At 65.9% G+C, this 25,791-nt stretch carries 26 protein-coding genes; 10 read left to right on the top strand and 16 right to left on the bottom strand.

Going from position 1 to position 25,791, the window contains the following annotated elements; all coding sequences use genetic code 11:
* Positions 1-320: 320 nt before the first annotated feature.
* Positions 321-1,409, top strand: coding sequence for a DUF475 domain-containing protein (locus OCK02_RS01050; RefSeq protein ID WP_263811424.1), 1,089 nt, complete (start codon positions 321-323; stop codon positions 1,407-1,409).
* Between the two features lie 175 nt (positions 1,410-1,584).
* Here OCK02_RS01050 and OCK02_RS01055 read toward each other — a convergent pair whose 3' ends face one another.
* The 5 genes from OCK02_RS01055 to OCK02_RS01075 all read right to left on the bottom strand — a co-directional run bounded on the left by OCK02_RS01055 (position 1,585) and on the right by OCK02_RS01075 (position 6,152).
* Positions 1,585-1,746 carry a hypothetical protein gene (locus tag OCK02_RS01055; protein WP_263811425.1) on the bottom strand — a complete coding sequence of 54 codons (162 nt, stop codon included), beginning with the start codon at positions 1,744-1,746 and terminating at the stop codon, positions 1,585-1,587.
* Between the two features lie 175 nt (positions 1,747-1,921).
* Positions 1,922-3,439: a tripartite tricarboxylate transporter permease gene (locus tag OCK02_RS01060; RefSeq protein ID WP_263811426.1), complete on the bottom strand. Its 1,518-nt coding sequence runs from the start codon at positions 3,437-3,439 to the stop codon at positions 1,922-1,924.
* Positions 3,440-3,452: 13 nt separating this feature from the next.
* Positions 3,453-3,944 (bottom strand): tripartite tricarboxylate transporter TctB family protein, encoded by a 492-nt coding sequence (locus OCK02_RS01065; protein ID WP_263811427.1) that lies wholly within the window; start codon positions 3,942-3,944, stop codon positions 3,453-3,455.
* The gene (locus OCK02_RS01070) at positions 3,941-4,885 is read right to left on the bottom strand and encodes a Bug family tripartite tricarboxylate transporter substrate binding protein (RefSeq protein WP_263811428.1); all 945 of its coding nucleotides are present in this window, start codon (positions 4,883-4,885) and stop codon (positions 3,941-3,943) included. The genes OCK02_RS01065 and OCK02_RS01070 overlap by 4 nt, the downstream gene beginning before the upstream one ends.
* Before the next feature lie 220 nt (positions 4,886-5,105).
* The gene (locus OCK02_RS01075; RefSeq protein ID WP_263811727.1) at positions 5,106-6,152 is read right to left on the bottom strand and encodes an ABC transporter substrate-binding protein; all 1,047 of its coding nucleotides are present in this window, start codon (positions 6,150-6,152) and stop codon (positions 5,106-5,108) included.
* A 194-nt stretch (positions 6,153-6,346) separates the two neighbouring features.
* Between OCK02_RS01075 and OCK02_RS01080 the strand changes: the two genes are divergently transcribed.
* Together OCK02_RS01080 and OCK02_RS01085 are read left to right on the top strand one after the other, a co-directional pair.
* Complete coding sequence (locus OCK02_RS01080; protein ID WP_263811429.1) at positions 6,347-7,021, top strand: response regulator transcription factor; 675 nt, start codon at positions 6,347-6,349, stop codon at positions 7,019-7,021.
* A complete protein-coding gene (locus OCK02_RS01085) occupies positions 7,018-8,403 on the top strand; it encodes a sensor histidine kinase (RefSeq protein WP_263811430.1) in 1,386 nt (461 codons plus the stop codon). The genes OCK02_RS01080 and OCK02_RS01085 overlap by 4 nt, the downstream gene beginning before the upstream one ends.
* Before the next feature lie 25 nt (positions 8,404-8,428).
* Here OCK02_RS01085 and OCK02_RS01090 read toward each other — a convergent pair whose 3' ends face one another.
* Positions 8,429-9,070: a LysE family translocator gene (locus tag OCK02_RS01090; RefSeq protein WP_230806036.1), complete on the bottom strand. Its 642-nt coding sequence runs from the start codon at positions 9,068-9,070 to the stop codon at positions 8,429-8,431.
* Positions 9,071-9,237: 167 nt separating this feature from the next.
* The gene (locus OCK02_RS01095) at positions 9,238-10,461 is read right to left on the bottom strand and encodes an argininosuccinate synthase (RefSeq protein ID WP_263811431.1); all 1,224 of its coding nucleotides are present in this window, start codon (positions 10,459-10,461) and stop codon (positions 9,238-9,240) included.
* A 180-nt stretch (positions 10,462-10,641) separates the two neighbouring features.
* Here OCK02_RS01095 and OCK02_RS01100 point away from each other — a divergent pair, with 180 nt between their 5' ends.
* Positions 10,642-11,292 carry a LysE family translocator gene (locus tag OCK02_RS01100; RefSeq protein ID WP_263811432.1) on the top strand — a complete coding sequence of 217 codons (651 nt, stop codon included), beginning with the start codon at positions 10,642-10,644 and terminating at the stop codon, positions 11,290-11,292.
* A gap of 38 nt (positions 11,293-11,330) precedes the next feature.
* Here the strand turns inward: OCK02_RS01100 and OCK02_RS01105 are convergent, their stop codons facing one another.
* The 7 genes from OCK02_RS01105 to OCK02_RS01135 all read right to left on the bottom strand — a co-directional run bounded on the left by OCK02_RS01105 (position 11,331) and on the right by OCK02_RS01135 (position 17,316).
* Entirely contained in the window at positions 11,331-12,125 is a 795-nt protein-coding gene (locus OCK02_RS01105) for an ABC transporter ATP-binding protein (RefSeq protein WP_263811433.1), read from the bottom strand.
* Positions 12,122-13,003, bottom strand: coding sequence for an ABC transporter permease (locus OCK02_RS01110; protein WP_263811434.1), 882 nt, complete (start codon positions 13,001-13,003; stop codon positions 12,122-12,124). The genes OCK02_RS01105 and OCK02_RS01110 overlap by 4 nt, the downstream gene beginning before the upstream one ends.
* Before the next feature lie 124 nt (positions 13,004-13,127).
* The gene (locus tag OCK02_RS01115; RefSeq protein WP_263811435.1) at positions 13,128-14,081 is read right to left on the bottom strand and encodes an ABC transporter substrate-binding protein; all 954 of its coding nucleotides are present in this window, start codon (positions 14,079-14,081) and stop codon (positions 13,128-13,130) included.
* Between the two features lie 180 nt (positions 14,082-14,261).
* Positions 14,262-15,434 carry a 23S rRNA (adenine(2503)-C(2))-methyltransferase RlmN gene (gene rlmN / locus OCK02_RS01120; protein WP_412178745.1) on the bottom strand — a complete coding sequence of 391 codons (1,173 nt, stop codon included), beginning with the start codon at positions 15,432-15,434 and terminating at the stop codon, positions 14,262-14,264.
* A 288-nt stretch (positions 15,435-15,722) separates the two neighbouring features.
* Positions 15,723-16,226: an invasion associated locus B family protein gene (locus OCK02_RS01125; protein ID WP_230806050.1), complete on the bottom strand. Its 504-nt coding sequence runs from the start codon at positions 16,224-16,226 to the stop codon at positions 15,723-15,725.
* A gap of 327 nt (positions 16,227-16,553) precedes the next feature.
* On the bottom strand, positions 16,554-16,937 hold the full coding sequence (locus OCK02_RS01130) for a YkvA family protein (RefSeq protein ID WP_263811437.1): 384 nt from the start codon (positions 16,935-16,937) through the stop codon (positions 16,554-16,556).
* A 79-nt stretch (positions 16,938-17,016) separates the two neighbouring features.
* Complete coding sequence (locus tag OCK02_RS01135; protein ID WP_230806053.1) at positions 17,017-17,316, bottom strand: 4a-hydroxytetrahydrobiopterin dehydratase; 300 nt, start codon at positions 17,314-17,316, stop codon at positions 17,017-17,019.
* Positions 17,317-17,388: 72 nt separating this feature from the next.
* Here OCK02_RS01135 and OCK02_RS01140 point away from each other — a divergent pair, with 72 nt between their 5' ends.
* On the top strand, positions 17,389-17,895 hold the full coding sequence (locus tag OCK02_RS01140; protein WP_263811438.1) for a low molecular weight protein-tyrosine-phosphatase: 507 nt from the start codon (positions 17,389-17,391) through the stop codon (positions 17,893-17,895).
* Here OCK02_RS01140 and thpR read toward each other — a convergent pair.
* Positions 17,814-18,395 (bottom strand): RNA 2',3'-cyclic phosphodiesterase, encoded by a 582-nt coding sequence (gene thpR / locus OCK02_RS01145; RefSeq protein ID WP_230806058.1) that lies wholly within the window; start codon positions 18,393-18,395, stop codon positions 17,814-17,816. The genes OCK02_RS01140 and thpR overlap by 82 nt on opposite strands.
* An 87-nt stretch (positions 18,396-18,482) precedes the next feature.
* Positions 18,483-19,091, bottom strand: coding sequence for an arylesterase (locus tag OCK02_RS01150; RefSeq protein ID WP_263811728.1), 609 nt, complete (start codon positions 19,089-19,091; stop codon positions 18,483-18,485).
* A gap of 161 nt (positions 19,092-19,252) precedes the next feature.
* Here OCK02_RS01150 and OCK02_RS01155 point away from each other — a divergent pair, with 161 nt between their 5' ends.
* The 5 genes from OCK02_RS01155 (at position 19,253) to OCK02_RS01175 (ending at position 25,774) form a co-directional block, all read left to right on the top strand.
* On the top strand, positions 19,253-19,966 hold the full coding sequence (locus OCK02_RS01155) for an ABC transporter ATP-binding protein (protein WP_263811439.1): 714 nt from the start codon (positions 19,253-19,255) through the stop codon (positions 19,964-19,966).
* Positions 19,963-22,521: an ABC transporter permease gene (locus OCK02_RS01160; RefSeq protein WP_263811440.1), complete on the top strand. Its 2,559-nt coding sequence runs from the start codon at positions 19,963-19,965 to the stop codon at positions 22,519-22,521. The genes OCK02_RS01155 and OCK02_RS01160 overlap by 4 nt, the downstream gene beginning before the upstream one ends.
* 253 nt (positions 22,522-22,774) lie before the next feature.
* A complete protein-coding gene (locus OCK02_RS01165; RefSeq protein WP_263811441.1) occupies positions 22,775-23,521 on the top strand; it encodes a Bax inhibitor-1/YccA family protein in 747 nt (248 codons plus the stop codon).
* Positions 23,522-23,675: 154 nt separating this feature from the next.
* Positions 23,676-24,521, top strand: coding sequence for a DeoR/GlpR family DNA-binding transcription regulator (locus tag OCK02_RS01170; protein WP_263811442.1), 846 nt, complete (start codon positions 23,676-23,678; stop codon positions 24,519-24,521).
* A gap of 62 nt (positions 24,522-24,583) precedes the next feature.
* Entirely contained in the window at positions 24,584-25,774 is a 1,191-nt protein-coding gene (locus tag OCK02_RS01175; RefSeq protein WP_230806067.1) for an MFS transporter, read from the top strand.
* Positions 25,775-25,791: the final 17 nt, after the last annotated feature.

The following is a 25,791-nucleotide window of genomic DNA, read 5'->3' on the forward strand; positions in this document are numbered from 1 at the left end:
GGCATCCATTTCTTTCACCGCCGGACCGATGTGCCCTCGAGCCGGCCGCTGCGCGAAAAAGCTTGACGAAACGGCACACTTCGGGGAAAACGAAACTGCTGCGGCCCCGGACATCCCGCCGCAGCACCAAACTTTGGTGCCGGGCCCCTCTGGCGAGAGTTTTTACGGCGCTCTCGTGATGTCGGTACCGCCAGCAATTAAGCCGGCGGATTCAAGAACATGAAAATCCTGAACATGCCTGATGCGCATGCCCTTTCTGGCACGCGCCTTTTCCCCATCTGCAACCGTGTAAATTCCGTCCTCGAAAGCGAGGTGCGGGCATGACCACGCGCATACAGCCGAAAAGTTCACTGTCCTATTTCACCTGGGCCTTCATCGTCACCGCACTCGGCCTCCTTCTCGGCGCCTGGCTCGGATGGCAGACCACCGGCACGATCGGCGGAATGGCGACGGTCTTCTTCATCTGCACCGTGCTTGCGGTGCTGGAGATCTCGCTGTCCTTCGACAACGCCATCGTCAACGCCAACAAGCTCAAGGACATGACGCCGGAGTGGCAACACCGGTTCCTGACCTGGGGCATCCTCATCGCCGTCTTCGGCATGCGTATCGTCTTCCCCCTTCTGATCGTCGTGATCGCGGCCCAGATCGGCCCGATCGAGGCGATCGTGCTGGCGGCCAGGCAACCGGAGGAATACGCCCGGATCATGCACGAGGCGCATCTGCCGATCGCAGCCTTCGGCGGCACCTTCCTGATGATGGTCGGCCTCACCTACTTCTTCGACCATGAGAAGGACGTGCACTGGATCGCCTTCATCGAGAAGCGCATGGCCCGCTATGCGACGATCAAGGGCGTGGAGATCGCCTTCGTCCTGATCCTGATCCTCGTCTTCTCGACCTTCCTCGAAGGCGAGGCGGCGGACAGCTTCGTCTATTCGGCCATCTACGGTCTGCTCACCTTCCTGGCCGTCGAAGTCGTGGGTGGCCTCCTGGATGCATCGCAGCAGACGATGAGCGCGGCCGCAAAGGGTGGCCTCGGCGCCTTCATCTACCTCGAGGTGCTCGATGCGAGCTTCTCGTTCGACGGCGTGATCGGGGCGTTTGCACTGACGCAGAACCTCTTCATCATCGCCATCGGCCTCGGTATCGGCGCCATGTATGTGCGTTCGATGACGATCATGCTGGTCGACAAGGGCACGCTCGCCGAATACCGCTACCTGGAGCACGGCGCCTTCTACGCGATCCTGATCCTGTCGGTGATCATGTACTGCCAGACGCTGGTGCATATTCCAGAGGTCATCACCGGCCTCGGCGGTGCCGGCCTCATCGGCATCTCGCTCTGGTCCTCGATCCGCTATAACCGGCGGGAACTGGCCGAGGCACACGGCGCCCAACCGGTCGAAAACGTCTGACCCGGACGGCGGCGCCATCGCGGAGCCGCCGTTCCTTCACCGAGACAAGAAAAGGCCCGGCGATCTCGGATCGTCGGGCCTTTTGCTGAATATTGCTGTCACTGCCATGTGCCTCACGGGGCACAGGATCCGCCGTTGAGACCGGCCGGATCCTCCCGTCCTTTGCGGACGATGCTTACTTCGGGAAGTTCGCCGGGTCGATGCCGAGGGTCCGCAGGTCGCGATCCTTCGGACGACGGTTGCCTTCGACCGCTGCTGCAGCTGCACTTGCCGCGCCGAGAACCGCGAATGCGCGGCCCAGGAAACCGTGGCGAACACCATTGCGATTCTGGTTCATGGTCTTGCTCTCTTTTCTAGGGTTACAACCCTGTTGCGATGCACAATAGATGATACCAAACAGCCTTGCGTTCAATGGATAGATCAGCAGGGCAGCCATGCAACGAAAGCAGGCCGCAATCGATTGCGGCCTGCTTCTTGTGCAGATTCCTGTTTTTGCCGATGAGGCGGGCGGCTCAGTCCTCGCTCGCCGCCAGCTGCGACAGCACCTGTCCGCGGCCCCGCGCCCGCAGGATCAGCGGGATGACGAGGGCCGCAGCGGCGATCAGGAGCAGCACGACGGCCACCGGGGAGGCGACCAGCGTCGTAAGGTCGCCCTGGCTGATCGCCAGCGCCCGGCGCAGCTGCTGCTCGGCCAGCGGCCCGAGGATCAGCCCGACCACGACCGGCGCGATCGGGTAGCCGAAGATCCGCATGACATAGCCGAGCAGGCCGAACGCCAGAAGCATGCCGAGCTCGAACACCGACGGGTTGGCGCCGATCGTCCCGAGCGTGGCAAACAGCAGGATGCCCGCATAGAGCCAGGGCTTCGGGATCGTCAGAAGCTTCACCCAGAGCCCGATCAGCGGCAGGTTCAGCACCAGCAGCATGAAGTTGGCGATCAGGAGGCTTGCGATCAGGCCCCAGACGAGCTGCGGATTGGTCGCAAACAGCAAGGGACCGGGCTGCAGGCCGTATTGCTGGAAGCCGGCCAGCATGATCGCGGCCGTCGCCGTCGTCGGCAGGCCGAGTGTCAGAAGCGGCACCAGCGTACCGGCGGCAGACGCGTTGTTGGCGGCCTCCGGACCGGCAACGCCCTCGATCGCACCGTTGCCGAATTCCTCCGGATGCTTGGTCAGCCGCTTCTCGGCGGCATAGGACAGGAAGGTGCCGATTTCCGCACCGCCGGCCGGCATGGCCCCGATCGGAAAACCGATCGCAGTTCCACGCAGCCACGGCTTCCACGAACGCGCCCAGTCGGCGGCGTTCATCCACACCGATCCCTTGACCGCCTCGACCTTGTCCGGCCCCTTGTCGCCCTGCGCGGCGATGTAGAGCGTCTCGCCGATGGCGAACATGGCGACCGCGAGCGTGGTGACCTCGATACCGTCCAGCAGGTCCGGGATGCCGAACGACAGGCGCGCCTGGCCGCTCAGCTGGTCGATGCCGATGATGGCGAGCGTCAGGCCGACGAAAAGCGAGGTCAGCCCCCTAAGGGTCGAATCCCCGAAGGCCGAGGACACGGTGACGAAGGCGAGAACCATCAGCGCGAAATATTCGCGCGGCCCGAACACCAGCGCGACCTTGACGATGAAGGGGGCCACGAAGGCGAGCGCCAGTGTCGCGATCAGGCCGGCAACGAAAGAACCGATCGCAGCCGTCGCCAGCGCCGGTCCGCCGCGGCCGGCGCGCGCCATCTTGTTGCCCTCCAGCGCCGTGACGATCGACGCGCTCTCGCCGGGCGTGTTGAGCAGGATCGAGGTCGTCGAGCCGCCATACATGCCGCCATAGTAGATGCCGGCGAACATGATCAGCGAACCCGCCGGGTCGAGCTTGTAGGTGACGGGCAGCAGGAGCGCCACCGTCAGCGCCGGGCCGATACCCGGCAGCACGCCGACAGCCGTTCCGAGCGTGACGCCGATCAGGGCATAGAGCAGGTTCATCGGCTGGGCGGCGACCAGCAGGCCCTGCATGAGAAATTCGAAAGTACTCATTGGCTACCGCCCCTCAGAAGAACAGGTGCTCGAGCGGCCCGGCGGGCAGGGAGAGCTGCAGAAGCTTGGCGAAGATCGTCCAGACGACGAAGGAGAGAACGATGCCGACGGGAATGGTGATCCAGAGCTTGCGCTTGCCGAAGCCGGCGGCCGTCAGCGCGAACAGCAGGCCCGTCGCGATCGAGAAACCCGCGACTTTCAGGAGCAGCATCTGCGCGGCGAGCCCGCCGACGATCCAGACGACCGGGGCGACTTCCTGTCGCTCGCGTTCCGGAAACTCGCCGCGCCAGGCCTCGATCGCCGTCCAGATCGCAAGGCCGAGGAGACAGCAGGCGATCGCATAGGGCACGGTCGTCGGCCCGACCTGCGAATAGCCGGCCGCGCCCGCCAGGCGCGAAACGTCCCAGAAGATGAGGCCGGCGATCGCAGCCAGCACCACGGCGATGACGAACGCCGCCCCATCGGGGCGGCGCTTTGCGCTTGCGGGTTTCGTCCCGTCCGTCATTCGACCAGTCCGATGTCTTTGAGGATGCCCTCGGTGGCGGACACGTCCTTGGCCAGCTGTTCGTCGAAGGCTGCGCCGGAAAGATAGGTATCCTGCCAGCCCTTGGTCTTCAGCTGTTCCTGCCAGGCGGCCGACTTGACGAGCTTTTCGATATCGGCCGAAACGGCGGCCTTCTGCTCGTCGCTCAGCCCGGGGGCGGCGGCGACCATGCGCCAGTTCTCGACGACGACGTCAAGCCCGCTTTCCTTGATCGTCGGGGCGTCGATGCCTTCGAGCCGGTCGGCGCTGGAGACGGCGAGCAGCCGCAGCGTGCCGGCCTTCACCTGGGATTCGAACTCGCCATAGCCGGAAATGCCGGCGCTGACCTGGGCGCCGAGGATCGCAGTCAGCGCCTCGCCGCCGCCCGAATAGGCGATGTAGTTGATCTTCTTCGGATCGACGCCTGCCGCCTTGGCGATCAGGCCGACGGCGATGTGGTCGGTGCCGCCGGCCGAGCCGCCGGCCCAGGACACTGCGCCCGGATCCTTCTTCAGCGCCTCGACGAGATCGCCGAAGGTCTGGAACGGCGAGGACGCCGGCACGACGATCGCCTCGTATTCACCGGTCAGCCGCGCGATCGGGGTGACGTCCTTCAGGGTGACGGGCGACTTGTTCGTGAGGATGGCGCCGACCATGACGTAGCCGCCGACGATGAGCGCGCCGGCATTGCCCTTGTCCTGGCTGGCGAACTGGGCGAGGCCGATCGTTCCGCCGGCGCCCGGCACGTTGATCACCTGCACGTTGCCGGAAATGCCTTCGGACTGCATGACCGTCTGCAGCGTGCGGGCCGTCTGGTCCCATCCGCCGCCGGGATTGGCCGGTGCGATGATCTTGTAGTCGGCCGCAAACGCAGGCAGCGCCATGGCGCCGGCAAGAATGGAAGCAAGGAAAAACTGTTTCAAGGCATACCCTCCGTCAGGCGCGGCTACCGTGGCCGCGCATCGTTGCAATCTGTCGAGGGAGAAAACGCTCCGTGCCGGCATTCATGCCGGCCGCGCCGTGACGGCGGTTCTCCTCCCATTGCCCCGGCGCCGCCTCCACGGAACCACCGGGCTTTGCAAGCCACCACAAAAACCTGTCATCTAGCTGACATCCTAGCACAGTCTCGCCACGATCCTGCCCCTATTGCGTTCGCAGCACCTCGTTCCATCGGGCAATCAGCCGCGCCCGCTTCACCTGGTCGAGATAGACCATCAGCCCCGGGCTGACGGGCACCGGCTTGAGCTGCGCCCCCAGGAGCGCCTGCATCCCCGTCGCGGTATTGTCGCCGGCGACGTCGGGCGAGACGGCGGCGATCTGCAGTTCCCGGGCCATGATCGTCTGACCCTCCTTCGACATGAAGAACGACAGGTAGCGGCGACCGAGTTCGGGCGAGGCCGCCGCCTCCGGCACCAGCCCGATGCGCGACATGACGACCGTGTAGTCCTCCGGCAGGACGATGCCGACATCCGGGTGCCTGGACACCCAGTCGGCGGCATAGGAGCCGAGGATGTTGTAGCCGAGCACGAAGCGCCCGTCGGCGACCCGCTCGAGGATCGCCGAACTCGTCGAATAGAGCTTCACCCCGGCAGCCCCCATGGCCCGAATCACCGTCCAGATGTCGCCGAACTGCTCCTGGTCGCGCGCCATGAACAGGAAGCCGACGCCGGAGCGCTCGATGTCGTAGGTGCCGATCCGGCCGTAGATGTCGTTGCCATGGCGGTTGAGATAGTCGAGGAGTTCGGCGCGCGAGGCCGGCGGCTTCTCGTTCTTGAAACTCGGCTTGTGGTAGACGAAGACGGCAGGCTCGAAGGTCAGCGCATAGGCCGTGTTGCGCCAGTTGGCCCATTGCGGCCAGCGCTCGCTCATCGGCAGGTCGCTGCGCTGGGCGTAACCGTCGTTGCTGAGCTTCACCTGCAGGTCCATCGCCGAGGAGAACGCGAAGTCGGCCGTCTTCTGCCCGGCGTCGGTCTCCCTGACGACGCGGTCGTAGACCTCGCCGGTCAGCATCTCGTCGTAACGCACCGCCACATCGGGGTTGGCCGCCTGGAAGCCCTTGATCATCGGCCGCGCCAGGGGCTCGTCCAGCGAGGAATAGACGACGAGGACGGGGGCGTCCGGCCGGCCCTCCGGCGCGGGATAGAACGTCTCTCCTGCCATGGCGGGAGAACAGAGGACGGCTGCAAGCATGAAGGCATGAAGGGTGCGCATGGCCGCGAGATTGCCTGACCGCGGCGGCGTTCTCAAGCCGGATCGGGCAAGCTGCGGAAAGCTATGAAGTTCGGTATCGATTTTCCGCAAGGTTTGTGCACAAGGTCAAGGCGTGGCCACCCGCAGCACCGCCACCGTCGGCATGGAAGGGTGAGCCGGGAGGAAGGGACCAGGTGCGCATACTGCTCGTCGAAGACAACCGGACCCTGGCCGACGGCCTCTCCGCCATCCTGCGCGGTACGGGACACGCCGTGGACGTCGTCAGCGACGGTGCCTCCGCCGATGCCGCGATCTCGGCGGAAACCTTCGATCTGGTGATCCTCGACCTGACCCTACCGGAGATGGACGGGCTGGAGGTATTGCGCGCCATGCGCGCCCGCCAGAACCGGGCGGCCGTGCTGATCCTGACCGCGCGCGACGCGGCGGAAGACAAGGTGAAGGGCCTCGATCTCGGCGCCGACGACTACATGAGCAAGCCCTTCGACATCTCCGAATTCGAGGCGCGCGTGCGGATGCTGCTCCGCCGGCAGGCCGGCTTGCGCACCTCCGCACTCAGTTTCGGCAAGGTGGAATTCGACCTCAACTCGCGAACCTTCTCCGCCGGCGGCGTGCCGCTCGACATCCCGGCAAGGGAGCTCGGCCTGCTGGAGATCCTGTTCATGCGTGCCGGCAAGGTGGTGTCCAAGGAGGCGATCATGCAGTCGCTCGCCGCCTTCGACGACGATCTCAGCGCCAACGCCATCGAGCAGTATGTCAGCCGCCTGCGCAAGCGCCTTGCCCCGCACGAACTCACGGTGCGCACCGCCCGCGGCATCGGCTACTATCTGGACAAGGCGGCCCCGGCTTGACCCGCAATCCGGCTCCATCGCTGCGCCGCCAGCTTCTCGTCTGGCTCCTCGTCGCCACCGCCGTCTTCGGCGTCCTGGCCCTGATCGACACCTATCGCGAGGCGGTCAAGACGGCGAACACGGTCTCCGACCGCGTGCTCGCCGGCTCTGCGCTCGCGATCGCCGAGCGGGTCGTGGTCAACGAGAACGGCGCCCTGGAGGTGGACATTCCCTATGTGGCGCTGGAGATGCTGACCTCGGCTGCACAGGACCGTGTCTTCTATCGCGTCGAAGGCCCTCCCGGCCATTTCATCACCGGATACCAGGCGCTTCCGACGATCACGGGGGCGGGCAACCGGCCGACGGCCTATGCGGATGCGAGCTTCCGCGGCGAGGCGATCCGGGTGGCGGTGCTGCACCGCTCCGCCTCCACCGGCGTCAATTCGGTTCCCTTCGTCGTCACGGTCGCCGAGACCACGATCGCGAGGCGCCAGCTCGCCCAGGCCATTCTCTTCCGCTCCGCGCTCCGCCTCTCCCTCATGATCACGGGGGCCGCGGCCATCGTCTGGATCGCCGTCACGCTCGCCCTGCGCCCGCTCTACCGTCTCAGCGATGCGATCGCCGAACGCAGCCCCGACGACCTGCACCCGATCGAGCAACAGGTGCCGCAGGAGGTCGAGGGCCTTGTCGAGACTGTCAATTCCTTCATGGTCCGCCTGCAATCGGCGCTGAATTCGCTGCGGCATTTCTCCGGCAATGCCAGCCACCAGCTCCGTACGCCGCTGGCCATCATCCGCACCCAGCTCGCGCTCGCCACCCGGGCCGGCACGCTTCAGGAGGCACAGGATGCGGCGCGCAAGGGTGATGCGGTGGTGGCGCATGCCGAGCGCATCCTCGCCCAGCTCCTGCTGATGGCGAAGATCGACGCGGCAGGATCGGCAGAGCCGCGCCCGCTGGCACTGACCGACATCACCGCACTCGCCCAGGCGACGACCGCCGACTACGTGCCGCTCGCCGCCCAGGCCGGCATCGACCTCGGCTTCGAGGGCGAGCTGCCGGCGCCCGTGCGCGCCGAACCTCTGTTGTTCGGCGAGATGCTGCGAAACCTGATCGAGAATGCGATCGCCTATGCGGGAGCGGGTGCCGAGGTGACCGTCTCGGTCCGGGCGAAGGCGGGCGGGACCAGCCTGCAGGTGGTCGACAACGGCCCCGGGATTCCCGCCGACCGCCGCGCCGAGGTGCTGCAGCGCTTCGCCCGCGGCGGGAATGGAGATGCCCCCGGCATGGGGCTCGGCCTGCCGATCGTCCAGGACATCGCCGCCCTTTTCGGCGCGACGCTGTCACTGGAGGACAATCCGGGCGGACGGGGCCTGTGCGCCACCATCACCTTCCCTGCCGACTGATGCCGGGGCCGACCCGAGAAGTCCGCTATGCCCTGCGCCAGCCTGCAAGCCCCGGCGCCGCATGCCAGACGGCCTGCACGGCAAAACCCATGAACAGCACGCCCGACATCCGCACGATCGCCAGCTCGTGCCGGCGATAGAACCTGCGCACGAACGAAGCCCCGATGATCATGATCAGGACGATATCGGCCACCAGAAATCCCAGCAGCGAAACGGCAAGCAGCATGGGCAGGGACGAGAAGTCCAGCGCGCTGGAAGAGCCGGCGAGCAGCGCCGTGAAGGTCGCGAGCGCCACCGGATAGCCCTTGGGATTGGTCAGCCCGAAGATCAGCCCGCGCCGCAGCGGCCGCTCCACCGTCACGAGCGGCCTGTCCGCCCCGCGCGGCTTTGCCCTGAGCGCCGTCCAGCCGATCCAGGCGAGGTAGATCCCGCAGAGGAGGCCGAGCACGTCGAACACCAGCGTGCCGATCGCCCTTGCCCCGACGATTGCCACAAGGGCGAGCGTCGACCAGACGATATCGCCTGCCAGATGACCGCCCATGAACATCGCGCCCGCCTTCCGACCCTGGCCGGCGCCGATGCCGAGCAGCGCCAGAAAGGCCGGGCCGGGAATGAGGACATAGAACAGCGCGGCGAGAAAGGCGCCGAACAGCATCGAACCGGTCATGGGAATCTCCGCGGGAAAGAGCCCATCTGAGCCTGTCTCCCCGGCGCCGTCAAGCGTGGTCGGAGCGTCGTCCACCTTCGCACGGGCGGCCTCTGGCGCCAGCCAGAGAAAAGCCCGCCGAACCAAGTTCGGCGGGCTTTTCAGAGTAGCATCGTGGCCGGTTGCGCTTAGCCCTTGCGGTCGCGCGCGGCGAGCGTGCGCAGGCGCAGCGCGTTGAGCTTGATGAAGCCGGCGGCGTCCTTCTGGTCGTAGGCGCCCTGGTCGTCCTCGAAGGTGACGAGCTTGTCGGAATAGAGCGACTTGTCGCTCTGGCGGCCGGTGACCATGACGTTGCCCTTGTAGAGCTTCAGCGTCACCTCGCCCTCGACGTGCTTCTGGCTGAGGTCGATCGCCGCCTGCAGCATCTCGCGTTCCGGCGAGAACCAGAAGCCGTAGTAGATCAGCTCGGCATAGCGCGGCATCAGCTCGTCCTTGAGGTGCGCGGCTCCGCGGTCGAGCGTGATGCTCTCGATCGCGCGGTGCGCGGCCAGCAGGATGGTGCCGCCGGGGGTCTCGTAGACGCCGCGGCTCTTCATGCCGACGAAACGATTTTCGACAAGGTCGAGGCGGCCAATGCCGTTGTCACGGCCATAGGTGTTGAGCGCCGACAGCAGCGTGGCGGGCGACATGCGCACGCCGTTGATCGAGACGGCGTCGCCGCGCTCGAAGCCGACGGTGATGACGGTCGGCTTGTCGGGTGCACTCTCCGGTGAAATGGTGCGCATGTGCACGTATTCCGGCGCCTCGACGGCCGGGTCTTCCAGCACCTTGCCTTCCGAGGAGGAGTGCAGGAGGTTGGCGTCGACCGAGAACGGCGCCTCGCCCTTCTTGTCCTTGGCGACCGGGATCTGGTGCTGCTCGGCGAACTCCAGAAGCTGCGTGCGGCTCTTGAACGACCAGTCGCGCCAGGGTGCGATGATCTTGATGTCGGGGTTCAGCGCATAGGCCGACATCTCGAAGCGGACCTGGTCGTTGCCCTTGCCGGTGGCGCCGTGGGCGATCGCGTCCGCGCCGGTCTTCCTGGCGATCTCGATCAGGTGCTTGGAGATCAGCGGCCGGGCGATCGAGGTGCCGAGCAGGTAGACGCCCTCGTAGACGGCATTGGCGCGGAACATCGGGAAGACGAAATCGCGGACGAACTCCTCGCGCACATCCTCGATGAAGATCTCCTTGATGCCGAGCATCTCCGCCTTCTTGCGCGCCGGCTCGAGCTCCTCGCCCTGGCCGAGATCGGCGGTGAAGGTGACGACTTCGGCGCCGAGTTCGGTCTGAAGCCACTTCAGGATGATCGAGGTGTCCAGGCCGCCGGAATAGGCGAGAACGACCTTCTTGACTTGCTTGGGAGATGCCATGGTTTCTGTCCGTCTGTGTCAGGAAAAGCGGCCGGGCCGCACAGGATGCCGGCCGGCATCTTTTAGTCAGAACGCGCGCGGATACAAGCGCCCCCGCATCGCGGCGTGTCGATTTGCCTTTTCAAGAGGGACGCGGCGGAGTATCGAACGCAGACACCCGGTAAAATGCGGATCGGCCCGATGGACTACCTGCCCTCGCTTGCAACCCTGGTCGCCTTCACTGCCGCGAGCCTTCTGCTCGCCGCCACCCCCGGCCCGGACATGACCCTGTCGATCAGCCGCGCCCTGTCGCAGGGCCGCGGCCCGGCGCTGTTCGTCGTGCTCGGCACCTCGATGGGCATCGTGGTGCACACGCTGCTCGTCGCCTTCGGCATCTCGGCCTTGATCACCGCCTCGCCGACCGCCTTCATGATCCTCAAGACCGGTGGCGCGGGCTATCTTCTGTGGCTGGCGATCCAGGCGATCCGGGTCGGCTCCAGTTTCTCCGACAGGACCGGCGAGGCCCCGGCCATGCCGAAGGTCTCCGCGCTTGCCAACATCTCCACCGGCTTCTGGGTCAACCTCCTGAACCCGAAGGTCATCATCTTCTTCATGACCTTCCTGCCGCAGTTCGTCTCCGCCGGCGATCCCGATGTCACGGGCAAGCTCATCGTGCTCGGCATGCTGTTCATCATGATCGGCATGCCGGTGAACACGCTCGTGGTGCTGGCCGCAGACCGGCTGTCGGCCTGGCTGAAGGACAACAGGCGCTTCCTGCGCGGCCTCGACTACACCTTCGCCGGCGTCTTCTCGATCTTCGCCGTGAAGATCTTCATGACGCAGACGCGCTGAACGCCCGCAGAGGCGACAAGCCCGCGGGCGAGCACGCGTCAGCCGATCAGCAACGCGTCGTCGTCCAGCGTCTGGCCGCGCATCTTGCGGAACATGGCGATCAGGTCCTCCACCTGCAGCGTCTTGCGGCTGTCGCCGGTGACGTCGAGCACGATCTCGCCGCCATGCAGCATGATGGTGCGATGGCCATAATCCAGCGCCTGGCGCATGGAATGGGTGACCATCAGCGTCGTCAGCTTGCGCTCGGAAACGATCTTCTGGGTCAGGGTCATGATGAATTCCGCCATGCCCGGGTCGAGCGCCGCCGTGTGCTCGTCGAGCAAAAGCACGTCGGAACCAGCGAGCGTCGCCATCACCAGCGACACCGCCTGGCGCTGGCCGCCGGACAGAAGGTCCATGCGGTCGCCCATGCGGTTCTCCAGGCCGAGGTTCAGTTCGGCGATGCGTGCGCGGAACAGTTCGCGCCTGCGGGCGCCGAGCGCGGCGGCAAGGCCACGCCGCTCGCCGCGGCGGGCTGCCAGCGCCAGGTTCTCCTCGATCGACAGCGCGCCGCAACTGCCGGCAAGCGGATCCTGGAACACCCGCGCCACCCGGCCGGCCCGCGCCGCCGTCCCCTGCCGGGTCACGTCGACGGTGCCGATCCGCACCTGGCCCGATGTCGCGATCACGTCCCCGGCCAGGACCCCGAGAAGCGTCGACTTGCCGGCGCCGTTCGAGCCGATGACGGTGACGAAGGAGCCTTCCTCGATCGTCAGGCTGACGCCGTTCAGCGCCTGTTTTTCCAAGGGCGTACCGCGGCCGAAGACGACCTTGATGTCGGACAGCGCGATCATGACGTGGCTCCTCCCCGGCGCAGGCGCGGCAGCACGAGCGCCACGGTCACGAGCACGGCCGTCACCAGGTTGAGGTCGGACGCCTGCAGGCCGAGCACGTCAGACGACAGCGCAAGCTGGATGGCGATGCGGTAGAGGATCGAGCCGATCACGCAGCCGATCAGCGCTATCAGGATGCCGCGCGTGCCGAACAGCGTCTCGCCGATGATGACGGCAGCAAGGCCGACGACGATGGTGCCGACGCCGGAGGTCACGTCCGCAAAACCGTTGGTCTGCGCGAACAGGGCGCCGCCGAGGGCGACGAGCGCATTGGAGAGCGCGATGCCGAGATAGATCTGCCTGTCGGTGTTCACGCCCTGCGCCCGCGCCATGCGCGGGTTGGCGCCGGTCGCACGCATCGACAGCCCCGCATCGCTCTCGAGGAAGCGCCACACCAGAAACAGCGCGGCGACCACCAGCACGCCGATGAACAGCGGGCGAACATAGAAGTCGCGCAAGCCCAGCCCGAAGAACGGGCTCAGCATGGTGTCGGCATTGATCAGCGCGACATTCGGCTTGCCCATAACCCTGAGGTTGACCGAGAACAGCGCGATCATCGTCAGGATCGAGGCCAAAAGGTTGAGGATGCGGAAGCGGACGTTCAGCATCGCCGTGACGAGGCCGGCGCCGGCGCCGGCCATCATGGCGACCGCAGCCGCAAGCCAGGGATTGACGCCGGCGATGATCAGCACGGCCGTGACGGCGGCGCCGAGCGGAAAGGACCCGTCCACCGTCAGGTCCGGAAAGTCCAGCACGCGGAAGGCAAGGTAAACGCCGATCGCGACGAAGGCATAGACCAGCCCCAGTTCGACGGCACCCCAGAAGGCAATCAGGCTCACGGCTCTTGGCTTTCTTTTCTCACCCGTTCCGCAGTCTTCGCGGGAAGGGCCTTTCTAACAGATCAACCGCTGCCGGGCGATCCGGCAGCGGTTGATTCCGGTTTCAATTTTCCGGCGAACGGGATTATTCGATCACGCGTGTCGCGCGGCCGACGACGGCTTCCGGCAGGGTCACGCCCATTTTCGCCGCGGCCGCCTTGTTGACGACGAGGTCGGTGCCTGCGGCAACCTTCACCGCGATGTCGCCCGGGTTTTCGCCCTTGAGGATGCGCACGACGACTTCGCCCGTCTGCCGGCCGACGTCCTTGTAGTTGAAGCCGAGTGCAGCAACGGCGCCGCGCGAGACGGAATCCGTGTCGGCGGTGAACAGCGGGAGCTTGGCTTCCTCGGCAACGGCGACGGCGCCTTCCAGCGCGGAGATGATCGTGTTGTCGGTCGGAATGTAGATCGCATCGGCGCGGCCAACGAGCGCGCGGGCGGCACCCTGCACTTCAGCCGACTTCGTGGCAGCGGATTCGACGACGGTCAGGCCGGCCTTTTCGGCCTCGGCCTTCAAAACGGCGAGCAGCGAGACGGAGTTCGCCTCGCCGGAATTGTAGAGGTAGCCGATGGTCTTGGTCTCAGGGAGGATTTCCTTGATCAGCGCCAGGTGCTCGGCGACCGGCGACATGTCGGAAAGGCCGGTGACGTTGCCGCCCGGCTTGTCCATGTCCTTGACGAGCTGCGCGCCGAGCGGGTCGGAAACGGCGGTGAAGACGACCGGAATATCCTTCGTCGCGGAAACGACGGCCTGCGCCGACGGCGTCGAGATCGGCACGATGACATCAGGGCCTTCGCCGGCGAACTGGCGGGCGATCTGCGCGGCCGTCGCCGGGTTGCCCTGGGCCGACTCATAGAGGAACTTCAGGTTCTCGCCTTCCTTGTAGCCGGCCGCTTCCAGCGCCTCCTTGACGCCGTCGCGGGCGGCGTCGAGTGCGGGATGTTCGACGATGGCAGTCACGGCAACGGTGACGTCTTCCGCCCTGGCGGGCAGCGAAATCGCGACAGTGGCGGCAAGGGCGAGCAAGAGTGAGCGCATGAATGAACCTCCCAGAATGAATTGCGGCCAGCTTCTAGGCAAAACGGCCGGTCAAATCAATTCTTGGATTGCACTTGTTCAATCACACTTTCTGATGAGAGCGCTCGGACAACCCGGTTCAGGCTGCCCCTGCGGCCGGGGTCCAGCAACGAGCCCGCGCCGTGCCTCGGGCCAAGCCGCTCAGTCGTCCTCGCCGTGGCCGGCGATCATCATCGCCTCGTAGGCCATGCGGTCGACCTTGCGCATGCGCTCCGATTCCGACTTCAGCTGGCCGCAGGCGGCGAGGATGTCGCGACCGCGCGGGGTACGGATCGGCGAGGCATAGCCGGCCTGGTTGATGAAGTCGGCGAATTTCTCGATCTGCTCCCAGTCCGAACACTGGTAGTTCGTGCCCGGCCAGGGGTTGAAGGGGATCAGGTTGATCTTGGCCGGAATGCCCTTCAAGAGCTGCACCAGCAGCTTGGCATCCTCGAGACTGTCGTTGACGTCCTTCAGCATCACGTATTCGAAGGTGATGCGGCGGGCATTCGACAGGCTCGGATAGGCGCGGCAGGCCTCCAGCAGGTCCTTCAGCGGATACTTCCTGTTGATCGGCACCAGCATGTCACGCAACTCGTCGCGCACCGCATGCAGCGAGATCGCCAGCATCACGCCGATCTCCTCGCCGGTGCGGTAGATCTCCGGCACGATGCCGGAGGTTGACAGCGTCACCCGACGCTTGGACAGCGACAGCCCGTCGCCGTCGGTGGCGATCAGGAGCGCCTGCTTGACGTTCTCGAAATTGTAGAGCGGCTCGCCCATGCCCATCATCACGATGTTGGACACCTTGCGCCCGTCGCTCGGCACGATCGCGCCCGCCGGCGTCTCGCGGTCCGGGAAGTCGCCCAGCCGGTCGCGCGCCAGCAGCAGCTGCGCCAGGATCTCCTCGGCCGTCAGGTTGCGCACCAGCTTCTGCGTGCCGGTGTGACAGAAGGAACAGGTGAGCGTGCAGCCGACCTGGCTGGAGATGCAGAGTGTGCCGCGGCCTTCCTCGGGGATATAGACCGTCTCCACCTCGACCGGCCGGCCGGCGCCACGGGCGGGAAAGCGCAGGAGCCATTTGCGGGTGCCATCGTTGGAGACCTGCTCCTCGACGATCTCCGGACGGGCGATGGTGAAATGCGTCTTCAGCATTTCCCGCATGTCCTTGGAGACATTGAGCATGTGATCGAAGTCGGAGACGCCGCGCACGTAGAGCCAGTGCCAGAGCTGGCTGACACGCATCTTCACCTGCCGCTCGGAGACGCCCTTGTCGACCAGCGCCTTGCCCATGTCTTCGCGTGACAGGCCGATCAGCGACGGCTTTTCGGCCATCGGCGCCGTGCGTGTCGGCCGGGCCGTTGCAGGCTCCGCACCGTTGAGAAAATCCAAGCTCGCCATTCGTGCAATCCCGTTGCGCGTTCATGCTGCCGGGCTGCCCGCCCGATAGATCTGCCGCGTCTCGATCATGAAATCCAAGGAGCGCCCGGCGCATCGTCCTGCGCGCGTCTCCAGCCGTTGCCCGCGCCTTTAGCATCCTTCGGCGCGGAAGTCACGCCCGGCCCGAAAAGCGAAAAGGCCGGTCACAGGGACCGGCCTCTCGAAAAGGAAACGAGGGGTTGCCTACTTGCAGGTCTCGATCTGCTTCAGCGCTGCCGAGATGCCCGAAAGCGAATAGGAATAGGTCGTCCCCGTGCCGCGGCGCGAGGTCGCCTTGACCGACATGTCCCTGCCCGACTTCATCGCCGCGACCAGGGCCGGTTCCTCGGCGGCGTTTTCCACCCATGCCGAATTGCCCTTGGTGAACATGACGAAGGTGCGACCGTCGATCGTGACGTTGACCTTGGAGTTCTCCTGCAGCGGATAGCCCATCATCGCCTGCGGCTCGTAGGAAATGTTCTGGCCAGGGCGCTGGGAGACGAGGAAGAAGATGTCGCCGTGGTCGACGCCCGCCGGCGCCTTTTCCTTCGGCACGGAGAGAACGTAGCAGACCTTGCCGTTGTTGGCCTGGTAGGAGTAGGCGCCCCACGCGTTGAACTGCTGAATGCGCGTCGGAGACTGCGCCATTGCAACGCCGGCCGTTGCCACAACGAGGGTAAGTGCGGTTACGAATTTTCTTACAAACATGATTCCCTGCCGGTTGTCTTGCTGTCGTCGCCCGAGCGCGGACGTAACGGCTCGAATGATCACGATTTGATTTAATTTGACTTAATTCTGGTTACCAAATCGTCAACAAACCCTCATCCCGTCGATGCGGCGGTTACTATGAAACGGGCGGCAATGCAAATTGCCGCCGGACTTCGAGGCCGGATCGCCGAGGTGCCGATGAAGAAGCCCATCCCATCAGGGTGATGATGTCGGCAAAGATTCAGGCAAGAGTTTGACAATGCACCATCCTGGCACGAGCCTCCCGCCCCGGGAGGCTGCCGCGCAGGAACGCGCGCCGGCCAGGCTTCAGCCGGCTTCCTCGAGCCCGTCCACCAGGGCGCGATCCGCCTGGACGTAGTGATCCTCGCGGATATGGCCGCGGATGGCCGCGAAGGCCGCCGTCAGCACGGCGATGTCGTCGGAGAAGCCGACCACGGCCAGGAAATCCGGGATGCCGTCGATCGGCAGAACGAAATAGGCAAGCGCCGCAAGCAGGATGCCGCGCACGCGCGTCGGGGTGCGCCGGTCGAGCGCGCAGTAGTAGGCGGCAACGAGATCGCGGCTGAACGGGACCTGCCGGAAAGCGCGCCTGAGCACGGGCCAGAAGCGCTTGCGAACCCGCTCGCGCTGGCTCTCCTGCTCCTCTTCGTCACCCGGCAGCAGAATCTCTCCGATCTTCACATCGTCCATTCCGATACTCCTTGCGCAGCCCGACAATCCAGTCGGCGCGGTCCCTGATATGGGAAGTCCCGGCCCCGGCGGCAAGCGCTCAGCGCGTCCGCGCCGCCTTCTCCATCGCCTCCGCCAGCCGGAAGTCGAGCGCGGTGACGCCGCCGGCCGAATGGGTGGTGAGGCGGACATCGACCTTGTCGTAGACGTTGAACCATTCCGGGTGATGGTTCAGCCGCTCCGCCGCCTGTGCAGCCTCCGTCATGAACGCGAACGCCGAAGCAAACGTCTTGAACCTGAACGATTTCGCAATCGCCGCCCCGTCATCCGCGAGCTTCCAGCCCTCGAGCATGGCGAGACTGGAGGTGATCGCCTCGGTGCTGAGCTTGTCCTGCTTCATCGACAGTGTCCTCCGTTGCAGGCCCACCTCTTAGCAGATAATTTGCGGGCCATCACCTTTGCGGAGCCCTCCTTGTCCCAGATCTCGATCCTGTTCGTCTGCCTCGGCAACATCTGCCGCTCGCCGCTGGCCGAGGGAATCCTCCGCCATCTCGCGGCAAAGGCGGGTCGTGCCGACGAGTTCCTGATCGATTCGGCGGGAACCGGCGCCTGGCATATCGGCGATCCGCCGGACAGCCGCGCCATCGCCGTTGCCGCCGATCACGATATCGACATTTCGGGACTGAGGGCGCGCAAGGTCACGCCGGCGGACTTCGATCGCTTCGACCTCATCCTGGCGCTGGACCGCAACAACCTGCAAAGCCTTCGGGAACGGGCGCCCGCCGGCGCCACGGCCCGGATCGCGCTCTTCTCCGAGCACGCCTTCGCAACCGCGGAAGACGTGCCCGACCCCTATTTCGGCGGAAGGGACGAATTCGATGCCGTCTATCGCATGCTCTACCGGGGATGCGCTTCCATCGCCGAAAGCCCGAAGGAGGAGCCGCCCTCGTATAGCGGGAAGACCTCTTCCGTCACGTAGGGCCCGCCGCCGACCGATTCCTTGGACGACATCAGCACGAAGCGGTTGACCATGAACGGGGAGGAATAGAAGTTCCCGCGCCCGGAGAGATAGGACACCACGTCGTCCAGCCGGGCGTTCCTGAGCCGCGCCAGCGTCACATGCGGGGTGAACTTGCGCGGATCGGCCGGAAGTCCGAGCCGCTGGCAGATGCGCTCGATCTCCGCCTGGAGCGCATACATTTCAGGTGCTTGCGAGACGCTTGCGAAGATGGAATGCGGCTTCTTGGACCCGAAGGAGCCCACGCCCGACAACGACAGCTGGAACTCGGGCCTCTCGATGCGATCGAGCCGGTCGACGACCTCATCGGCGGTGCGGCCATCGATGTCGCCGATGAAGCGCAACGTGATGTGGAAGTTTTCGACGTCGATCCAGCGTGCTCCGGGCAGACCGCCGCGGAGCAGAGACAGGCTCATGGCGGCATTACGCGGCACTTCGAGGGCAACAAAAAGTCTCGGCATGGCGAGCTCCCCGAATCTGTGATCGTTTGCTCAGGGAATCACGCATTACCCGCATGCGCAACCCCAATTTCGCACCCGCGAAATCCCTCAGCCGCTTTCCCCCAGGCTTTTTAGGAACCGCTCAACTGTCGGCAGCATTCGCTCGACCATGACGGCGACGCCCTTGCTGTTGGGATGCATCCCGTCTTCGAGCTGCAGGTCGGCATGTGTCACGACACCGTCCAGGAAGAACGGGTAGAGCGGCACCTGGTGCTTCTCGGCGAGCCTTTCGTACATGGCGTTGAAGCGCTCGCCATACTCGCCGCCCATGTTGGGCGGTGCGAGCATGCCGACGAGCAGGACGGCGATCCCGCGCTCCTTCAGGCCGGAAACCATTCTGTCGAGGTTTTGTTCCGTCTGCTCCGGGGGGATGCCGCGCAGCGCATCGTTGGCGCCGAGTTCGAGGATCACGCCTTTCGTGCCGTCGGGCACCGACCAGTCGAGACGCGCGAGCCCCCCCGAGGTCGTGTCGCCGGAGACGCCCGCATTGGCGATCGCCACCTCCACGCCCTTTTCCCGCAGCGCCTTTTCCAGCTGCACCGGGAAGGCATCTTCGGCCGGAAGCTGGTATCCTGCCATCAGGCTGTCGCCGAAGCCGACGAGAGCCACGGGCTCGGCCGCGGCCGGCCGGACGACCTGGAACACCATGAGGGCCATGGCGATGAAAATTCCGTGAGCGGCTTTAAACGGCATTTCGCTGATCCTAAGTTGCTGCCGCAGCTCCTCGACTTTAGCGGAAACGCGCGGACTGCGGTCTGACTTCTGCGGGGCCTGCCCCTGCCGATCCCGCATTGCACCAAGATATAGGACAGATTTTCGTGGGCGAAACCATCATCGATCTCAAAAAGGCGGACCTTACGCTCGGCCATGACGCGGCATCGGTCCATGTGCTGAAGGGGATCGACCTGCAGATCGCCGCCGGCCAGTCGGTCGGCATAGTCGGCCCCTCCGGATCCGGCAAGTCCACCCTTCTTATGGTCCTCGCAGGCCTCGAGCGGCTCGACCGCGGCGAGATCCACATCGGCGGCGCGGCCCTGCACACGATGAGCGAGGACCAGGTGGCCGACTTCCGGGGCCGCAACATCGGTATCGTCTTCCAGTCCTTCCACCTCATCCCCAACATGACCGCCCTCGAAAACGTCGCCGTACCGCTGGAGCTCGCCAACGTCCGGGACGCCTTTGCCATCGCCCGGCGCGAGCTGGAGGCCGTGGGGCTCGGCGAACGCCTGTCGCACTACCCCGGGCAGCTTTCGGGCGGCGAGCAGCAGCGCGTCGCCATTGCCCGTGCGCTCGCCCCGCAGCCGCGCCTCCTGATCGCCGACGAGCCGACTGGCAATCTCGACGGCGACACCGGCCGGCAGATCTCCGACCTGCTCTTTGCCGAGCAGGCACGGCGCGGCATGACGCTCGTGCTCGTTACCCACGATCCGGCGCTCGCCGCCCGCTGCCAGCACCAGGTGCGCATGCGCTCCGGCGAGGTCGTCAGCGCCGAGGCCACCCCGGTGACGACCGGCCAGAAGGTTTCGGCATGACGGCGCCCGTGCGCTCTGCCGGCTGGCTGTCGCTCGCCTTCCGCCTCGCGCTGCGCGAGATGCGCGGCGGCCTGCGCGGCTTCTACATCTTCCTCGCCTGCATCGCGCTCGGCACGGCCGCGATCGCCGGCGTCAATTCGGTCTCCGGCGCCATCAGCCAGTCCATCGAGGCGCAGGGGCAGACGCTGCTGGCCGGCGACGTCCGCTTTCAGTTGCGCAACCGCGTGGCGACCGAGGCCGAACGCGCCTATTTCGACACGCTCGGCGACGTCTCCGTCTCCGCCGGCCTGCGCTCCATGGCGCGGTTGCCGGACGGTTCAGACCAGGCACTGGTAGAACTAAAGGCCGTCGACGGCGCCTATCCGCTCTACGGCACGGTCGAGACCACGCCGGCCGCCCCCCTGGACCGGCTGACGGCGAACGACGGCGGCACCTTCGGCGCGCTCGCGGCACCGCTCCTGCTCGACAGGCTCGGCGTGCGCGTCGGCGACGAACTGCTGCTCGGCACTGCGAAGGTCCGCATCACCGCGACGATCGACCGGGAGCCCGATGCGCTTTCCGACGGCTTCGGGCTGGCACCGCGCCTGCTGATATCCAACGACGCGCTCGCGGCCACGGGCCTCGTGCAGACCGGCAGCCTGGTGGAACACCAATACAAGATCCGCCTCGAAGAACCGACCTCCCGCGCCATCGCCGAGGTCCGCCGGCAGGCGGAGCGGCAGTTTCCCTCCGCCGGCTGGTCAATCCGCACCAGCAACAACGCCACCCCGTCGCTGACCAACAACATCACCCGCTTCTCGCAGTTCCTGACGCTCGTCGGCCTGACCGCCCTGATCGTCGGCGGCGTCGGCGTCGCCAATGCCGTGCGCGCCTATCTCGACACCAAGCGCGGCGTGATCGCCACCTTCAAGTGCCTCGGCGCGCCGGCCCGGCTGATCTCGGCGATCTACCTGATCCAGATCGTCCTGATCGCCGCCATCGGCATCCTGATCGGTCTGGTCCTCGGCATGCTGATCCCGATCGTCGCCGTGCGCTTTTTGGAAGGCGTCCTGCCGGTCCCCGCCGGGATCGCGATCTATCCCGGCGCCCTGGCGCTGGCCGCCGCCTTCGGCGTCATCACCGCGCTCGCCTTCGCCATCATGCCGCTCGGCCATGCCCGTGAGGTACCGGCGACGGCGCTTTTCCGCGAGCAGGGCTTCGAGCGCAGCCGCCTGCCTGCCTGGCCCTATATCGCAGGGGCGGGACTGTTCCTGGCAGCCCTCGGCGGGCTTGCCATCTGGACGGCCTACGACCGCTACATCGCCGTCATCTTCCTCGGCTCGATCGCGTTTGCCTTCGTCGTCCTGAGGCTCGTCGCCTCGCTCGTCACCGCGCTCGCCCGCCGCGCGCCGAGGGTCAACTCGCCCGCGCTGCGGCTCGCGATCGGCAACATCCACCGCCCGGGCGCGCTGACGCCCTCCGTCGTGCTGTCGCTCGGGCTCGGCCTTGCCCTGCTCGTCACCCTCACCCTGATCGACGGCAATCTGCGCCGCGAACTGACGAGCAGCCTGCCCGAACGCGCGCCCAACTTCTTCTTCATCGATATCCAGGGCAACGACCTCGAAGGCTTCCGCAAGGTCCTGACCGACACCATGCCGGACGGCAAGATCATCGAGGTGCCGATGCTGCGCGGCCGGATCACCGCCTTCAACGGCGAGGATGTCGCCCGCCGCGACGTGCCGCCCTCGGGCCGCTGGGTGCTGCAGGGCGACCGCGGCATCACCTATGCGAAGAACCTGCCGGAAAACTCGACGCTCTCCGAAGGCCATTGGTGGCCGGCCGACTACGCCGGCGAGCCGCTCGTCTCCTTCTCGTCCGAGGAGGCCGGCGAGCTCGGGCTGAAGCTCGGAGATACCGTCACCGTCAACGTGCTCGGCCGCAACCTGACCGCCCGCATCGCCAATTTCCGCAATGTCGAGTGGGAATCGCTGTCGATCAATTTCGTCATGGTCTTCTCGCCCAATACCTTCGCCGGCGCGCCGCATGCCTGGCTCGCTACCATGATCGATCCCGACGCCACGGCCGAGCAGGAGGCGGCGACCCTGCGCGCCGTCACCAATGCCTATCCGACCATCACCAGCGTGCGGGTGAAGGACGCGCTCGACATCGTCAACGAACTGATGGGCCAGTTGGCGACCGCCGTGCGCGCCGCCGCCGCCGTGGCGCTGATCGCATCGGTGCTGGTCCTCGCCGGCGCGCTCGCGGCCGGCAACAGGGCGCGAACCCATGACGCCGTGGTGCTGAAGACGCTCGGCGCCACGCGCACGACGCTGATCCGCGCCTTCAGCTACGAATACATCATGCTCGGCCTTGCGACGGCGATCTTCGCGCTCTTCTCCGGCGGCGTCGCCGCCTGGTTCGTCGTCAGCCGCATCATGACGTTGCCCTCGAGCTTCCTGCCCGACGTCGCGATCATGACGGTTCTCATCGCCCTGGCGATGACGGTCGGCATCGGCCTGGCCGGCACCTGGCGCGTCCTCGGCCAGAAGGCGGCAACTGTCCTGCGGGAGCTTTGAGCGAAGGAAAGATGCCGGATCGCCGTTGCGCCGCTCGCGCGAAACTGATCGCGCGCCCGGTATTGGTACTTGTACAACAGCAGCTTAGTGATCATATTGAAGGCAGGCATGCTGGGGCCCCGCAGCGGCGCCTGGGTGTTCGGCGCGACACCGGCTTAAGAGCCACGATCGGCCGAAACATCGCCCTGTCCGCAACAGGACCGGATGCGACACCCGACACCGTAACAACCAACGGGGCTTTCGAGAGGAAAAAATGTCAGATTTCCGCAACTACCAGACGCGAGTGACGAATACCGGCACGCAGGCCGGCGCCGTCGTCGACGAGGGCCTCCGCGCCTATATGCTGAAGGTCTACAACCTGATGGCGCTCGGTCTTGCAATCACCGGCGTGGTCGCGTTCTTCGCCTCCCAGGCCGCCTTCTCCGGCGGTCAGCTGACCGCTTTCGGCCAGGCGATCTATGTCAGCCCGCTGCGGTGGGTCGTGATCCTCGCACCGTTGGCGCTGGTGTTCTTCCTGAGCTTCAGGATCCACACCATGAGCGTTGCGGCGGCACAGACGACGTTCTGGGTCTATGCCGGCCTGATGGGCTTGTCGCTGTCGTCGATCTTCCTGATCTATACGGGCGCCAGCATCGCGCAGACCTTCTTCGTTTCGGCCGCGGCCTTCGGCGCCCTGTCGCTCTACGGCTACACGACGAAGCGGGACCTGTCCGCCATGGGCTCGTTCATGGTCATGGGCCTGTTCGGCCTGATCATCGCCTCGCTCGTCAACCTGTTCCTGCAGTCGACGGCGCTTGATTTCGCGATCTCCGCCATCGGTGTCCTGGTCTTTGCCGGCCTGACCGCCTGGGATACGCAGAAGATCAAGGAGATGTACTACGAAGCCGACGAGGCGGCGGTTGCCGGTCGCAAGGCGATCATGGGCGCGCTGACCCTGTACCTCGACTTCATCAACCTGTTCCTGTTCCTGCTGCGCTTCATGGGCAACCGCAACAGCTAAGCATCCAGCGGCCCGGCCGCACATCGAACCTGCAAGACAACCCCGCCGGCAACGGCGGGGTTTTTGTTTGCCCGGCGGCCAACTTCGAAAGACACTTGCCAATCATGCACGATCATGCGTATTTACGCGCATTGTTGCACGATTGGAAAATCGAATGTCGCTCAGCGAACTTCTTCTCGGCGAACGTCAGACGCTCATCAAGGCACGCCTTGCCGCGCACGGCCGGGTGATCGCGACGGACCTCGCGCAGGAGCTCGGCGTCTCGGAGGATACGATCCGGCGGGACCTGCGCGAAATGGCGGCGGCCGGCCTGTGCCGGCGCGTCTACGGCGGCGCACTGCCGACAGGCCCGTCGACCAGCTTCAGCGAGCGCGTCGGGACCGATGGCGACCGCAAGGAGACCCTTGCCCGCGCCGCAGCCGCCCTTGTCGAGCCGGGCGCCTTCGTCTTCCTCGATGCCGGCAGCACCAACCTCGCGATCGCCCGTGCCCTACCGGAAGACAAGCGCCTGACGGTGGCGACCAACACCCCGGCCATCGCAGCGGCGCTGATCGACAGGCGCGGCATCGAGATCATCCAGATCGGCGGTCCGATCGACCGCAAGACCGGCGCGGCGATCGGCGCCAAGGCGCTGCGCGACGCCGAGGTGCTGCGCCCCGATCTTTGCATCCTCGGCATTTGCGGGCTTCATCCGGACGTGGGCGTCACCGCCTTCGACTTCGAGGACGCCGAGTTCAAGCGCTTCGTGGCGATGCGCAGCCGCGCGGTGCTGACGGCCGTGACCAACGACAAGCTCGCCATGGCGGCGCCCTACGCGGTGATCCCGATCGGGCGGCTCGACCGGGCCGTCTTCGAAGCCGACGCCGACGAGCAGGAAGTCGCCGAATGCACGGCGGCCGGCTTGCGCGTGATCCGGGCCGATCCCGTGGAGCCGCGCCCGAACCGACGGTCGAAAAACAACGACATGGCTAGGCGCCAGGCACGCACCACCGAAATCTGATCGCATTTTTTTAGAACACCGGGCGCCACCAAAGTCGCGCCGCCACCGGACTGGAACAGCAAATGACCACACCAGAAAACGCAGCGACGGCACCCGTGCGATCGTCCTATTACCCGGCTTCGCGGATCGCCGTCTCCGGCCTGTTTCTCCTCAACGGCACGTTCATGGGCGCCTGGGCGCCCAAGATCCCCGAATTCGCAAGCCGCCTGTCCTTGAGCGAATCCCAGCTCGGGCTGATGATCGTCGGTTTCGGCATCGGCTCGCTCATCCTGATGCCGCTCGCGGGCATCCTCATCGCCCATGTCGGCACCTCGCGGGCGGTGCGCGGCGCCACGCTCGCCTTCATCCCGACGATGCTGCTGCTGTCGCTCGCCCCGAGCATCTGGACCGGCGCAATCGCCATCTTCCTCTTCGGAGGGCTGACCGGCGCGATGGACATCGCGATGAACGCCAATGCCGTGGAGGTCGAAAGGTCGATGCGGCGGGCGATCATGTCGTCCTGCCATGCCTTCTGGAGCCTCGGCGCGTTCATCGGCGCCACGACGGGCGGCTACCTGATCGAGACCATCGGCGTCCTGGGACATGCGGCCCTGCTGACGGTGCTGGCGCTTGCCGGCCTCGCGGCCGTCTGGACCTCCATCCTGCACGACCGGCCGCATCCGTCCGAAACGCGCCAGAAGGTTCGCCTGCCGATGTCGCCGCTGCCGTGGCTGATCGGCATCATGGCGCTGTTCACGATGATCCCCGAAGGCTCCATCCTCGATTGGGGCGCGCTTTACATGCGCGACGAACTCGGCGCGTCGCTGGCGCTGTCCGGCTTCGCCTTCGGCGCCTTTTCCGCCACCATGGCCATCATGCGCTTTGCCGGCGATCATGTACGCGACCGTTTCGGCGCGGTCAGGACGCTGCGCGTCTCCACCGTGCTTGCCATCATCGGCATGGTGATCGCAGGCTTCGCCCCCAACGCCTACGTGGCGATGACGGGCTTCGCCATCTGCGGCATCGGCATCTCCAACATGGTCCCGATCGCCTTTTCCGCGGCCGGCAACCTGCCGGGCTTCGCCCAGGGCGTGGCGCTGTCGGTGACGACGGTGATGGGGTATTCCGGCTCGCTCTTCGCCCCCTCCTCTATCGGCTTCATCGCCGAGTACACGAGCTTCGCCTGGGTCTTTTCCGTCCTTCCGGCCCTGCTCCTGGTCGTGCTGCTGCTGTCGAAGCACGCCGTGCATGCGGACGTGCATGGGCGCCACTGACCGGGCTCCTGCCCGGC

This window comes from Rhizobium sp. TRM96647 (assembly GCF_025780115.1).
Taxonomy (GTDB): Bacteria; Pseudomonadota; Alphaproteobacteria; order Rhizobiales; family Rhizobiaceae; genus Mycoplana.

Excerpts from the sequence above, each read along its gene's own strand:
- OCK02_RS01050 (WP_263811424.1), top strand. The coding sequence starts at position 321 with ATGACCACGCGCATACAGCCGAAAAGTTCACTGTCCTATTTCACCTGG.
- OCK02_RS01055 (WP_263811425.1), bottom strand. The coding sequence starts at position 1,746 with ATGAACCAGAATCGCAATGGTGTTCGCCACGGTTTCCTGGGCCGCGCA.
- OCK02_RS01060 (WP_263811426.1), bottom strand. The coding sequence starts at position 3,439 with ATGAGTACTTTCGAATTTCTCATGCAGGGCCTGCTGGTCGCCGCCCAG.
- OCK02_RS01065 (WP_263811427.1), bottom strand. The coding sequence starts at position 3,944 with ATGACGGACGGGACGAAACCCGCAAGCGCAAAGCGCCGCCCCGATGGG.
- OCK02_RS01075 (WP_263811727.1), bottom strand. The coding sequence starts at position 6,152 with ATGCTTGCAGCCGTCCTCTGTTCTCCCGCCATGGCAGGAGAGACGTTC.
- OCK02_RS01090 (WP_230806036.1), bottom strand. The coding sequence starts at position 9,070 with ATGACCGGTTCGATGCTGTTCGGCGCCTTTCTCGCCGCGCTGTTCTAT.
- OCK02_RS01095 (WP_263811431.1), bottom strand. The coding sequence starts at position 10,461 with ATGGCATCTCCCAAGCAAGTCAAGAAGGTCGTTCTCGCCTATTCCGGC.
- OCK02_RS01100 (WP_263811432.1), top strand. The coding sequence starts at position 10,642 with ATGGACTACCTGCCCTCGCTTGCAACCCTGGTCGCCTTCACTGCCGCG.
- OCK02_RS01105 (WP_263811433.1), bottom strand. The coding sequence starts at position 12,125 with ATGATCGCGCTGTCCGACATCAAGGTCGTCTTCGGCCGCGGTACGCCC.
- OCK02_RS01115 (WP_263811435.1), bottom strand. The coding sequence starts at position 14,081 with ATGCGCTCACTCTTGCTCGCCCTTGCCGCCACTGTCGCGATTTCGCTG.
- rlmN (WP_412178745.1), bottom strand. The coding sequence starts at position 15,434 with ATGGCCGAAAAGCCGTCGCTGATCGGCCTGTCACGCGAAGACATGGGC.
- OCK02_RS01125 (WP_230806050.1), bottom strand. The coding sequence starts at position 16,226 with ATGTTTGTAAGAAAATTCGTAACCGCACTTACCCTCGTTGTGGCAACG.
- OCK02_RS01130 (WP_263811437.1), bottom strand. The coding sequence starts at position 16,937 with ATGGACGATGTGAAGATCGGAGAGATTCTGCTGCCGGGTGACGAAGAG.
- OCK02_RS01135 (WP_230806053.1), bottom strand. The coding sequence starts at position 17,316 with ATGAAGCAGGACAAGCTCAGCACCGAGGCGATCACCTCCAGTCTCGCC.
- thpR (WP_230806058.1), bottom strand. The coding sequence starts at position 18,395 with ATGCCGAGACTTTTTGTTGCCCTCGAAGTGCCGCGTAATGCCGCCATG.
- OCK02_RS01150 (WP_263811728.1), bottom strand. The coding sequence starts at position 19,091 with ATGGCCCTCATGGTGTTCCAGGTCGTCCGGCCGGCCGCGGCCGAGCCC.
- OCK02_RS01160 (WP_263811440.1), top strand. The coding sequence starts at position 19,963 with ATGACGGCGCCCGTGCGCTCTGCCGGCTGGCTGTCGCTCGCCTTCCGC.
- OCK02_RS01165 (WP_263811441.1), top strand. The coding sequence starts at position 22,775 with ATGTCAGATTTCCGCAACTACCAGACGCGAGTGACGAATACCGGCACG.
- OCK02_RS01170 (WP_263811442.1), top strand. The coding sequence starts at position 23,676 with ATGTCGCTCAGCGAACTTCTTCTCGGCGAACGTCAGACGCTCATCAAG.
- OCK02_RS01175 (WP_230806067.1), top strand. The coding sequence starts at position 24,584 with ATGACCACACCAGAAAACGCAGCGACGGCACCCGTGCGATCGTCCTAT.